Below are 11895 nucleotides of genomic sequence, written 5' to 3'. Positions count from 1 at the left end.
AGGATTGATTATAGCAATACACCCATTACTATTCAATTAGAAAGTGAAAAGCCACCCGCTATGAGGTGGCTATCCAAATAGGCTAAGCAATCCTTTAAAGAGTTCGATCAATAGTGAAGCGGCATTCTGGACGATAGCTACAATCATCGCGCTTATTGTTTTTCCAAGTGAAGATAATACATTAAACGCTCTTGTATCCTCCATCTTTTTCTGTTTTTCTGCAAGGTCATGGCTTGTGACCTTACTGCCCATCACCTCTGCTTCTAATTTCCCATCTTGGGATGCTCCTATATAAAATGCTCCGGAAGCTTCGTTATTTCCTTGCATTTCGATCATTCCTTTATTTGCTTGCTGCATCCCTAGCAATACCCCAAAAAACAACAGGCCGGTTAAAAGCGTGCATTTTATAAAAAACGAAGCCATCTGTATGATCCACACCTTTCTTTGCCGTTTAGCTTGTCCATCATCATATCGAATGTTTTACCATATTATGCAGAAGAAGGATGGCTTATGACATTTCCTTAATGGGTATAAGACCCGCTGTTATCTTGATTTACTTCTCCATGAAGGGCAGCGTTTAAGCCTCCTGAAATTACATTAGCCATTTCTTCGATAAAAACATCGACCTCTTTTGGAGTTACCATTAAATTATGGCCAAGTGGAGCAAGGACTTCACGGATCAAGCTTCTTTTTTCTTCGTCCGGAAGGGTTCCCACCATTCCCATAAATTGCTGGCGCTGTTCTTCACCAGGCATATCCTCTTCTGTTAATACTTTTCTTTCTCCGAAAGTCATTCCAGATGGAGCGAGTGCTTTTGATGGCTTTCCCTGTTCAGAAATTTCCCGCCCAAAATGCTTTAGAATAAAATCGATTGTATCGCTTGTTATGGAAACTGCATCAACAACAGTAGGAATACCGATAGCAATAACAGGTATTCCCAGTACATCCTGACTTAATTCTTTTCGTTTATTGCCTACTCCTGAACCCGGATGAATGCCTGTATCTGAAATTTGAATCGTCGTGTTCACACGTTCAACAGACCGGGATGCAAGGGCATCGATCGCAATCACAAAGTCAGGCTTCGTCTTTTCGATGACGCCATGGATAATATCGCTTGTTTCTATCCCTGTCAGCCCCATTACCCCAGGAGTAATCGCGCTGACCGGCCGAAATCCTTCTTCCACGTTTTCTGGCGCAAGCTTAAATAGATGCCTTGTAACCAATAAATTTTCAACTACTAGCGGACCGAGTGCATCAGGGGTTACGTTCCAGTTTCCAAGTCCCACAACAAGGCAAGTCGCATCTTTACTGATCTTGTGAACATCAAGGAACTTTGCGAACTCGTGGGAGAATACGTCCTGCACTTTTTGCTGCAAAGCAGAATCCTGCCTCCTAATACCCTGTGCTTCAAAGGTCAGGTAATGACCCGCTTTTTTGCCGATTTCTTTTTCTCCGTCCTTTGTAATCTCTACTGCTGTTATCTTTATTCCTTCCTCATCTCTTTCTTTTACAATTACACCGTTTAGTTCCCCGGTTTGTTCTTTTTTCTTTGCTTTTTCTTCCTGAACCATTTCTCTAGCTTCAATCGCAAGATCTGTACGGACTTGATATGCTTTTAGTTCATTATCCATATTTGCACACCCCCGGTAATTTGTATTATCTATAGGTTAACCGGCTAAAATCCTTTTCATTCCTTATTGCATTTAGAGGGTGACTTTGATAGAATACTCTTTGTTCTATGCATAAAAATATTTGAAACGACATAGGAGAAAAACACCTTTAGAGGAGGTGAAAGGAATGCCAAACATTAAATCTGCAGTTAAGCGTGTAAGAACACAAAGTGACCGCCGCGCTCACAATAACGCGATTAAATCCGCAATGCGTTCTGCCGTTAAAACGTTTGAAACTAAGCTTGAAAACAAAGATGTTGAAGGAGCTAAACAAGCTCTTCAAGAAGCTAATAAACGTATCGACAAAGCAGCTGACAAAGGAATCATCCATAAAAATGCTGTTGCACGTCAAAAATCTCGTCTTGCTAAAAAACTAAACGAGGTTTCTGCGTAACGAATAAAAAGGGCGTCGAACCGAATTCGACACCCTTTTTTTACTTTTAAAAAAGTTACTTTACGATTTAATCCTTGTTAACAACAGTTCCAGAAGCAACCGTTTATCCATCGCCCCGGTTTTCATTTCATAATCCGCATCTGCGATCTTTTCCTGAATAGTTAATAATGTATTCTCTTCAAATGAGCTGCTTTGCTGCATGGCAATCTTGACTGCGTACGGATGAAGTTTTAAAGCAGAAGCAATTTGTTTTTGTCCATAGCCTCTTCGTGATAGCTCCTTCACCTGGTAAATAATCCGAAACTGCCTTCCTATCAATGCCAGTATCTTAATCGGTTCTTCATTAACTTTGAGCAAGTCATATAGAATCCGAAACGCATCATCCATTTCACGCCGGACAATTTTATCAACCAGTGTGAAAATATCATTTTCAAGTGTTCTCGCCACAAGTAACGTGACAACCTCTTCATCTATGATCCCCTGATCTCCTACGTACAAAGCCATTTTATCGATTTCGCTGTTCAAAATCATCATGTTAGAACCGGAAAGCTGCAACAGTTTTCCTTTTCCATCCCCTGTTATCTCTACACCAAGTTCCTTCGCTCTCTGATCGAGCCATCCTTCTATCGAGGAATTATTCAGTCCGGCAGCTTCTACATATGCAGCGTTCTTTTTTAAAAGTTTTACGATTTTCTTCCGTTCATCCAGCTTTTCGTATGGGGCATTTATGATCATTACGGAACTTTCTGATGGGTTTTGCACATAACGTTCAAATATATGTAAGTCATGTTCTACTTTACTCTTATCTTTTAATCCTGTTAAAAAAACAGGATTCCTTAAAATCACAACACGTTTCTCTCCCATAAAGGGAAGCGTTTCAGCATCTTCTACCGCAATATCGATAGGTACCTCGTTAAGATCATAAACAGAAAGGTTAAACTCCTTTTCATCATCGCTTAACACTTTTTTTACAATTTCTTTTTGAATTTCATCGCTTAAAAATGATTCCGTTCCATATACTACATAAATGCCATTAATTTTTCCCTGCTTAAGATTTTTTTTTACGTCTGCTATAGACAACATGACTTCACATCCTTGTCAATTTCTCCTTTTACTATCCTACTCTCAGTTTGGGATTTTTGACAAGTGTAAAGGGGAACCAGCATCCTGAAAACCGGCCCCCATTTATTTGAACGTTATCGTGAGAGGCCTAGGACTCCCTCTCGATAACGATGTTCGATTGTATTTGTTAGGATATCCTATGCAGCTTTAAAGTATAGGTGACAACTCTTTACAGTATTGATAGGAACTTGTATGTTTTGAAAAATTACTTATGAGTTGGGCGAAATTTGACAAAAAAGTCACAAGATGCCGGGAGTGGCTATAGCAAACAACGGGTAAAGAATGATACAATAGCTAAAGGTAATGAAACGGAGGCAGCAGACCGTTGCAAGTTTGTCTCTGTTACATAAAGCAGATGGATTTTTTTCAGAAATTCCCTTATACTAACAAATGTAACAGGAGGGGTGCTTTTATGAACGAATTTGAAAAGGACGTTCAAAGCAAAGGAAACGATGCATTAGAGTCAGGAGCTGGATTTGTTTGGTCCTTCCTATTCTTTTCAATCATTTTCTTTGTAGCCGTTATCATTAAAGCAGTTAACTAATCGGCTGATTTTTAATACTTAGAACAAGATAAGCATCCGTCACCCGGCGGATGCTTTTAACTTTATCTTTTTATATTCGAGAATTGCCCGTGCTCCCTAAAAAATCGATATTGTATGGTTCCATCTTTATCTGTCCGAAAAACGGTTACCCGGTTTTTCTTTAACGTGTCCAGGACCTGTGGATTCGGGTGCCCAAAGCGGTTCTTCGCTCCAACCGAAATAACAGCGATATCAGGGGCTAAACTTTTCACAAATAGAGGACTTGTGGATGAGTTGCTGCCATGGTGCCCTGCTTTTAACACATTTATCTTTATATTAGGAAAGCGTTCGAGCAAGCTAATTTCTCCAGCCAATTCGAGATCACCTGTAAAAAGCCAGGAAAGCCCTCCCATTTCAGCTAACAGGACGATCGACCGATTGTTTTTTTCTTGTTCATTCCCTATAGGGGATAAAACGGCAAAGCTCTCCCCCTGTGTTTTCCATCCGTTCCCCGCTTGAACAAACGAGACAGGAACATCCTTCTTAGCTGCCTTTTTTAAGAGGCTTTTCTCAAGCTCTCCTTCCAATGGCCCTTTCCCGTATAATAAATGCTTGATTTTCATCTCACTAAGTACAGCATCGGCCCCGCCAATATGATCCAAATCTCCGTGTGTTAAAATTAAATAATCAAGTTTTTTTATTCCCTTTGATTTTAAGAAAGGAACCGTGATATCCTTGCCAACTTCAAAAGGATCTTTTTTCCTCTTCCATGGTTCTTTGTTAAACGTTAAGGTACCGCCGGTATCGATCAAATAAGTCCCTCTGTTAAAAGGCAATTCAATCAGCGTACTGTCCCCCTGGCCTACATCAAGAAATGTTACTTTTCCCAATGGATTCAAGTAGGGCAAGCACCATTGAATGATGTAAACAAAAAGGAGGATACCGACTGCAAGACTGATTTTTCTTTTCGTTACGATACCTTCCAGCCTAATAAATAAGAAGAGGGTTGCAGCATACATGAGAAGAATCATGAGCATGCCCGGTCTGCCAAAAACAATCTGGCCGGCGTTATGTTGATCAAGTATTTCAAACAGTTGGTGTGCAAGAGATACTGGAGGAGTTGCAAGGCGAGCAAGAAGCATGCTTACATCCACTGATAGAAACGAAAGCACGAAAACAAGGAGAAACAGAGGAAGAACTACAACCGAAATAAAAGGAACAAACAATAAATTTAACGGCAAACTAAGCAAGGACAGTTCATAAAAGTGAAACAATACTACCGGAAGAGATAACAGCTGGGCAACTGTTGACATCGCAAGGAGGCGGAACAGCGGATGATTTAGCTTGTTCATCACAGCTGGCGCAGATAAAACCAGGCCGAAGCTAACAATATAAGAGAGCTGAAACCCGGGTTGAAAAACGAAGTACGGGTTATAGACAATCATACCTAATAAAGCTGCAGAAATCGCAGTTCCTGGCTGGAGCCTTAATTTGAAGCGAAGGGTTCCAATAACGATCATCGCCATACATACTGCTCTAATAACCGAAGGAGCAGCACCAGTCAGTATAGCATAAACAGGCAGCATGAATAGGAGCACTTCATAACTTCTTTCTCTTGTAAGTCCTGCACGGATAAACAAGTAAAAAATGAGCGCGACTATTATACCCACATGCAGGCCGGAAACAGCAAGCAAATGAGTGAGACCAAGCGATTGGTAAGCATTTAAAATCCTTTGTCCAATCTGTTGCCTCTCCCCCAATAGAAGGGCAGCAGCAAGGCCGTTTAGTTCTGCTGGAAATACTTGTGAAGTTTTTTGAATCAACATTTGGCGGTATTGTTGTATCCTATCGACTAATGTATAGGATGAATTTTTGCAACTTCTAAAAGAAAAAGAATCAGGTGTGAGGATCCAGTGGATTTTACGATCGCGAAGGTATTCGCGATAATCGAAAAGGTTGGGTACGCTTTTTTCAGAGGGAGTTTGAAGGGTGCCCTGAAACCGGCAAACCATCCCCGGCTTAAGGTCCTCTAACTGTTCTTTGGAGATTATATCCGGAATTCGGTAGGAAAAAGCCATCTTTTCTTTCGATGTTTGAAAAACAAAAGATAACCGATCTCCATCTATTTCAGGAATCGTTCTAATTTTTCCACTAAATGCTTTTTCTCCAGACAGAACAATCGAATGGTTCGCTTGATCGATCAGAGCAAAATAAGTATAAAAAAACAAATAAACAAGCACCAGGCAAGCCACTCTCGAAAATTTCACTTTCTTTAAAACTAGATACAAAACGATAACCATCAATATGAAAGTAAAAATAACGCTTTTATGAGCGGCTATACCCAATACTGCCAATACGGCAGACCTGTTTAAGGCATCTGTCATTTAAGTCCGGCAAAAAGCTTAGATGCTTTTTCATAAAGGGGGCGCAACTCTGCTTCTTCCAATCCTGATGTCGAAAGTTTCCTTAAAAGTTCTGCTGTTAAATCGAGTTTTTCCTGGCTGTTAAAATCCAGAATCATTTCTTCGAGCTCAACCTGTTCTACCTGGACACCTGCGTTTTCAAACAATTCAAGCGCATACGGATGATTTTTATAATCTTCTGCATAATATACTTTTTTGATCCCGCTCTGGATGAGCCCTTTGCAGCAATTCAAGCAAGGGAAATGGGTGACATAGATTTCTGCTCCATTTGTCGGGATGCCGAATTTAGCACATTGAATAACAGCATTCATTTCAGCGTGAATGGTTCGTACACAATGTCCATCAATGACGTAACATCCTTCATCGATACAATGGACCCCTCCTGAAACGGAGCCATTATAACCTCCAGCAATAATGCGGTTATCCCTTACGATTGTTGCTCCAACTGCCAGACGAGTGCAGGTGCTTCTTAATGCCAGTAAATGGCTTTGCGCCATAAAATATTGATCCCATGAAATTCGTTTCATCATCTGCCTCCTGAATTCACTTTATTCATTAGTTTATCGACAAAGTTTACTTGCCGTCAATGACACTAATTTAACTTTAGTTGCTTTTCTAACTTTTCGAATGTCTTATCTCCTATTCCTCCTACCTGTTTTAGTTCCTCTATCGTTTGAAAACCTCCGTGTTCTTCCCGGTAAGTTACGATCGCCTCTGCTTTTGAAGGTCCTATCCCCGGTAAAGTTTGCAATTGCTCGGAGGTTCCATGATTCAATGAAACTTTGTCTCCTTCAGACTCGGATTGATTCCCTGCCAGTCCTTCAAATCCTGTTATTTCTTCTCCTTCAGCTGGAACATACACAACCATTTCATCCGACAGCTTTCCCGCCAGGTTTAGGTTGCTTATATCAGCTCCATCTCCATAGCCGCCGGCCGTTTCAATGGCATCTATCACTCTTTTTTCAGAACTGATTTCGTATACCCCCGGCTTTTTCACCGCTCCTTTTATATCGATCTTAATCATTCCTGACGCTTGCTTTTTTATATCTTCTTGCTGTGTTACTTCATTTGTCTGGTCTATGTTTGCATCTGTGTAATTTTCTACTATGCTGTTATCAGCGCCAGTTCCGTCCATTAAAAATTTGTCACCCATTAAAAAAAAGGAAAAGCATGCCACAGCTCCAGCCAGAACCTTTTCACGCATAGTCCACTTCAATATTGATCCCTTCTTTCATTTTTTTGTTTTTTTATCTGATACATAATTACCGGTTCATTAACATAAATTTTAGGAGAGAATGATAAGCTCTTTTTGCAAAGGAGGGAAAAAGAGTGAAAGTTGGAGTTATAGGGACAGGGAATATGGGGAGCATTTTAATCGCTTCTTTTATAGACTCACTCGCTGTAAAACCTTCCCAGCTGAAAATAACGAACAGGACTATCGACAAGGCATATAACTTAAAAAAGTTGTACCCTGATCTTGAAGTAACCACAAACAGCAATGATGTTGTTCAAGGCTCAGATATAATATTCATCTGTGTAAAACCGCTGGAATTCCACTCATTGCTCGAGGGATTGAAAAGCCAGATAAAAGATCATCAACTGGTGGTATCCATTACAAGTCCTGTGACCGTCTCAGAACTTGAGAGCGTTTTGTCTTGCAATGTAGCAAGAGTAATCCCAAGCATTACAAACCGCGCTCTTTCGGGAGCATCGCTCATTACATTTGGTTCATCCTGTACGCAAAGACAGCGGAACAGTCTTCTGGATTTAATGGCACATGTTTCTACTCCGATAAAGATTGAGGAAAATGTGACACGAGTATCTTCCGACATCACAAGCTGCGGTCCGGCTTTCTTCAGTTACATTGTACAAAGATTTATTGACGGAGCAGTAGAAGAAACAGAGATATCACGTGAACAAGCAACGGTTCTCGCGAGTGAAATGTTAATCGGAATGGGAAAATTATTGGAGAAAGAATTTTATTCCCTGGCTACACTTCAGGAAAAAGTACACGTTAAAGGCGGAGTTACAGGAGAAGGACTCAGTGTTCTTGAAGAAGAAATAGGAGATCTTTTTAATCATTTGTTCCAAAAAACACATTTAAAATACGACGAGGATAGAGAAAAAGTATCAGAACAATTTCATTTAGAAGCGTAAAAAAAAGAATGAGGAGAAAGGATTAATAAACTCCACCCTAACTATTCTTGACTGCATGATAATATTCCTGCAAAAAAAGAGGGTGACTCAAGAAAAAGGTCCAGCCACTCCCTGTAACGGAGAAAACTGAGCGCCTATTGAGTCAACCTCTTTTTCATTCTATTATTTATTTTTTTGCTGCAAAAAAGATCCTTTCTGAATCTGGTTCCGGAGCATTTTCGCTAAAATCTGCCGAAATTGATAAAATCGTAAATCCTGATTGTTCAAGCCAGTTTTTATAAACTTCTACTGGAAACGTCCGTTGAAAGTGAACTTCATCGTAACGTTCATAAGCTCCATCCTGACGAGCGGTGAAAAAGCTTAATTCGTGTTCAACGCTATTATCATGTTCACCTTGAAAAGATTGCCAGATATAACTTACCTCCGGATCCCCGCTTCCAAAAGTATTGCCAATAAATTCTTCATTGATCTTGCGGCAAGAATGGACATCGAATAAAAAGAGCCCATCCTCTTTCAAATGATCGAATACACGGTTAAATGTTCGCTTAACAGCAGCTTCGTCCGGCAGATAATTTAAGGAATCGCAAAAGATAACTGAGACGTCATATTGTTTTCCAGTCTCGAACAAAGACATATCCTGATTAAAAAGCTTTAAGTTCGCTCCCCGGCTCTGTGCTTTCTCCTGTGCGACCGCGAGCATTTCTTCTGAGAGATCTATTCCTGTAACATCCCAGCCGTCCTGATATAAATGTAGTGCAAGTGTACCGGTACCAATTCCAAGGTCAAGAAGTTCCTTTCCCTGGACTCCGTATTTCCTGGCTGCGCTTAAAACATACTCAGCCCATTCATCATAAGGGGCATCTTCCATCAAACTATCATAAAAATAAGCAAAATGGTGATAAGAGCTCATCTAATCATCCTTAAGCCTGTAGTTCTTCTAGCTGTAGATGAGGAGCGTCTCCCCAGAGTTTTTCAAGATTATAGTAAGATCTTTCTTCCTTATGAAAGACATGGGCAATGACAGATCCAAGGTCAACCAGAACCCAGCGTGCCTGGTCAAACCCCTCGAGACGTTTTACGTCAATGCCTTGTTCCTGGGCTTGATCTTTAATTTCTCTGGCAATGGCCTGTACTTGCTTTTCAGAGTTCCCGTGGCAAATAACAAAATAGTCAGCGATCAGGGAAATGCCTTTCATGTTAAGAATAACGATATCTTCAGCCCTCTTATCATCTGCTGCATTCGCAACCATTGATACTAATGTTTTTTCTTCCACTTTCATTCCTCCTTATTTTCCTTTTTCTTTTATGCTTGCAAGCAAATCATTATAGGTATCCACCGTTTGAGGATAGATCAGCTGTTTCTGCTTCATAAGAAAGATTATCGTATTCTGAATGGCTTTCAAAACGGCACGATCTAAATTTTCGTTCGCAAGCTCGCGCACTTCCTCTACCCCCGGAAATTGTCTTCCAGGTTCAATATAGTCGGCAAGAAATATAACTTTGTCTAACAAAGGCATACCAGGTTTTCCTGTAGTATGGTTTCGGATTGCCTCAAGAATTTCAAGGTCCTCAATTCCAACTTCTTTCTCAACCAGATGCGCTCCAACCGGTGCATGCCATAACTCTGAAGAATGCGTCAGTAAACTTTCCGGCATTCCTCTCTCAACAATTATCGTTTTCATCTCTTCCTTTTGCCTGAACTTGGCATAATCGTGGAAAACCCCTGCGATTTCGGCTTTATAGGTGTCAGCGCCGTATTTTTCAGCCAGTTTTACTGCTGTATCAGTAACACCAATCGTATGTTCATAACGGTGGTCGGTCAAATGGGGCTTCACGATTTTCAACGCTTCTTCCCTATTCATATAATCCCTTCTCCTCTATATAGTTTCTGACATCATCAGGAATAAAATAACGCGTATTTCCTTTTTCCCTGAATCTTTTCCGCAAAAAACTTGAAGAGATTTCAAACTGCGGCGCTTCCACAATTCGGATTTCGGTGTGATATGGGTTAGATATATCGAATTCAAATCCTGGCCTTGCAACTCCTACAAATGAAATGAGCTTTATTAGTTCATCGATTTTATGCCAGTTTGGGAGATCATTGATCATATCCGCGCCGATAATAAAAGAAAAACGATGTTCCGGATGCATTTCTGTTAAATAGCGGACAGTATCATACGTATAGGAAAGGCCTTTACGGCCAAACTCAACTAACGACATTTCAAAGTCCTGATTTCTTTCGATCGCCAGATTAACCATATCTTTTCTTTGCTCGTCAGTACTTATGCTTCTTTCCGTTTTATGGGGAGGCCTGTGGCTTGGAAGAAACCAGATCTTATCAAGCTGGCAGGATTCAAGTACTTCCTGTGCAACCATGAGGTGTCCATAATGAGGAGGATCGAATGTTCCGCCAAAAATTCCTATTTTCATCATTACCCCCTCCATTTCCCCTTCTTTGTTTTCTTACGGCAAAACAATTTCTTTGTTTTCCTCAGATTCTTTATATAAAACAATTGTATTTCCAATTACCTGGACTAGCTCCGCTCCAGACTTGACTGCCAATTCTTCTGCAACTTCTTTTCGGTCATACTCACAGTTTTGCAGAACACTGACTTTGATCAATTCTCTCGCTTCAAGAGCTTCATTAATCTGTTTTACCATATTTTCATTGACCCCGCCTTTTCCTACCTGGAAAATCGGCGATAAATGATGTGCTTTTGAACGCAAAAATCTTTTTTGTTTTCCTGTTAGCATTTATTGATTTCCTCCTAATTGTTTCAAGACATTCTCTTTCATTCGTTTGCGATCAGGTTTAATACCTGTCCACAATTCAAACGCAAGTGCTCCTTGATTCACAAACATCTCCAGGCCATTGAGTGCTTTTGCGCCTCTCGATGCACCTTCCTTTAAAAACATCGTTTCAAGCGGATTATAAATCAGGTCACTTATTACTGTTCCACTTCTTAAGTTATTTAAATCAATCGGCATACAGTTGACGTTAGGTGACATCCCAACTGAAGTTGTATTTATAATAACGTCATATTTGTCTAAAAGGCGTTCGGCTTTTTCTAACGAAACCGCTTCTGTCTTGCTATGAACGGAACAATCGTCTGCTAACTTTCTTGCCCGTTCCAATGTACGGTTTCCAACGGTCAAATCCATTACTCCAAACCTTGCAAGCGACACCGCGATGGCACGTGCCGCTCCTCCTGCTCCTATAATTAAAACAGATTGTTCGTTCAGACGATTTCTAGGAATGATTCCAAGCAGTGACTCAAGATAACCTGGTCCATCTGTGTTATAGGCGATTAATTTCCCATTTTTATTAACAACTGTATTGACCGCACCTATTTCAGCAGCTTCTTCCGTTATTTCATCAACATGATCCATGATTGCCACTTTATGGGGTATTGTGACATTAAACCCACATATACCGAGAGCCCTAATACCTTCAACAGCTTGCTGCAGATTTTCAGGCTTAACTTCGAAGGCGTGATACGTGTCGTTTAGGCCAAGCTCCTTAAATTCTTTATTATGCATTAGAGGAGACATAGAATGCCCGATTGGATAGCCGATTAGTCCATAGAGATTTTCCATATAATCACC

General features: G+C 40.5%; 15 protein-coding genes. 3 read left to right on the top strand and 12 right to left on the bottom strand.

Going from position 1 to position 11895, the window contains the following annotated elements; translation table 11 throughout:
* Positions 1-69 precede the first annotated feature (69 nt).
* Both FCL54_RS03305 and gpr read right to left on the bottom strand, forming a co-directional pair.
* Positions 70-423 (bottom strand): DUF3679 domain-containing protein, encoded by a 354-nt coding sequence (locus tag FCL54_RS03305; RefSeq protein WP_138123099.1) that lies wholly within the window; start codon positions 421-423, stop codon positions 70-72.
* Positions 424-521: 98 nt separating this feature from the next.
* Complete coding sequence (gene gpr, locus FCL54_RS03300; RefSeq protein WP_138123097.1) at positions 522-1631, bottom strand: GPR endopeptidase; 1110 nt, start codon at positions 1629-1631, stop codon at positions 522-524.
* 166 nt (positions 1632-1797) lie between these two features.
* Here gpr and rpsT point away from each other — a divergent pair, with 166 nt between their 5' ends.
* Positions 1798-2064 carry a 30S ribosomal protein S20 gene (gene rpsT / locus FCL54_RS03295; RefSeq protein ID WP_138123095.1) on the top strand — a complete coding sequence of 89 codons (267 nt, stop codon included), beginning with the start codon at positions 1798-1800 and terminating at the stop codon, positions 2062-2064.
* 60 nt (positions 2065-2124) lie between these two features.
* Here rpsT and holA read toward each other — a convergent pair whose 3' ends face one another.
* A complete protein-coding gene (holA, locus tag FCL54_RS03290) occupies positions 2125-3147 on the bottom strand; it encodes a DNA polymerase III subunit delta (protein ID WP_138123093.1) in 1023 nt (340 codons plus the stop codon).
* A 451-nt stretch (positions 3148-3598) separates the two neighbouring features.
* On the opposite strand from holA, the gene FCL54_RS03285 reads away from it, so the two are divergent.
* Positions 3599-3730 (top strand): YqzM family protein, encoded by a 132-nt coding sequence (locus tag FCL54_RS03285; protein ID WP_138123091.1) that lies wholly within the window; start codon positions 3599-3601, stop codon positions 3728-3730.
* Positions 3731-3792: 62 nt separating this feature from the next.
* Here FCL54_RS03285 and FCL54_RS03280 read toward each other — a convergent pair whose 3' ends face one another.
* The 3 genes from FCL54_RS03280 to FCL54_RS03270 form a co-directional block, all read right to left on the bottom strand.
* A complete protein-coding gene (locus tag FCL54_RS03280; RefSeq protein WP_138123089.1) occupies positions 3793-6093 on the bottom strand; it encodes a DNA internalization-related competence protein ComEC/Rec2 in 2301 nt (766 codons plus the stop codon).
* Positions 6090-6659, bottom strand: coding sequence for a ComE operon protein 2 (locus FCL54_RS03275; RefSeq protein ID WP_138123087.1), 570 nt, complete (start codon positions 6657-6659; stop codon positions 6090-6092). The genes FCL54_RS03280 and FCL54_RS03275 overlap by 4 nt, the downstream gene beginning before the upstream one ends.
* Positions 6660-6724: 65 nt before the next feature.
* The gene (locus FCL54_RS03270; protein WP_138123085.1) at positions 6725-7348 is read right to left on the bottom strand and encodes a helix-hairpin-helix domain-containing protein; all 624 of its coding nucleotides are present in this window, start codon (positions 7346-7348) and stop codon (positions 6725-6727) included.
* 113 nt (positions 7349-7461) lie between these two features.
* Here FCL54_RS03270 and comER point away from each other — a divergent pair, with 113 nt between their 5' ends.
* Entirely contained in the window at positions 7462-8289 is an 828-nt protein-coding gene (comER, locus tag FCL54_RS03265; protein WP_138123083.1) for a late competence protein ComER, read from the top strand.
* A 166-nt stretch (positions 8290-8455) separates the two neighbouring features.
* Here comER and FCL54_RS03260 read toward each other — a convergent pair whose 3' ends face one another.
* From FCL54_RS03260 to aroE, 6 genes are read right to left on the bottom strand one after another with little or no spacing between them, the layout of a single operon-like run.
* Complete coding sequence (locus FCL54_RS03260; RefSeq protein WP_138123081.1) at positions 8456-9199, bottom strand: class I SAM-dependent DNA methyltransferase; 744 nt, start codon at positions 9197-9199, stop codon at positions 8456-8458.
* 10 nt (positions 9200-9209) lie between these two features.
* Complete coding sequence (gene rsfS, locus FCL54_RS03255) at positions 9210-9539, bottom strand: ribosome silencing factor (RefSeq protein WP_425467093.1); 330 nt, start codon at positions 9537-9539, stop codon at positions 9210-9212.
* Between the two features lie 36 nt (positions 9540-9575).
* Complete coding sequence (yqeK, locus tag FCL54_RS03250) at positions 9576-10151, bottom strand: bis(5'-nucleosyl)-tetraphosphatase (symmetrical) YqeK (RefSeq protein ID WP_138123077.1); 576 nt, start codon at positions 10149-10151, stop codon at positions 9576-9578.
* Positions 10144-10722, bottom strand: a complete 579-nt coding sequence (locus tag FCL54_RS03245; RefSeq protein ID WP_138123075.1) for a nicotinate-nucleotide adenylyltransferase — start codon at positions 10720-10722, stop codon at positions 10144-10146. Before FCL54_RS03245 ends, yqeK begins: the two co-directional genes overlap by 8 nt.
* A 30-nt stretch (positions 10723-10752) precedes the next feature.
* Positions 10753-11043, bottom strand: a complete 291-nt coding sequence (yhbY, locus tag FCL54_RS03240) for a ribosome assembly RNA-binding protein YhbY (RefSeq protein ID WP_138123073.1) — start codon at positions 11041-11043, stop codon at positions 10753-10755.
* Positions 11044-11886 (bottom strand): shikimate dehydrogenase, encoded by an 843-nt coding sequence (aroE, locus tag FCL54_RS03235; RefSeq protein ID WP_138123071.1) that lies wholly within the window; start codon positions 11884-11886, stop codon positions 11044-11046.
* Positions 11887-11895: the final 9 nt, after the last annotated feature.

The sequence above is a fragment of the Exobacillus caeni genome (genome assembly GCF_005747095.1).
Lineage (GTDB): Bacteria > Bacillota > Bacilli > Bacillales > Guptibacillaceae > Exobacillus > Exobacillus caeni.
Note: the sequence above shows the minus strand (reverse complement) of the source record. Positions and strands in the feature narration are given on the sequence as shown.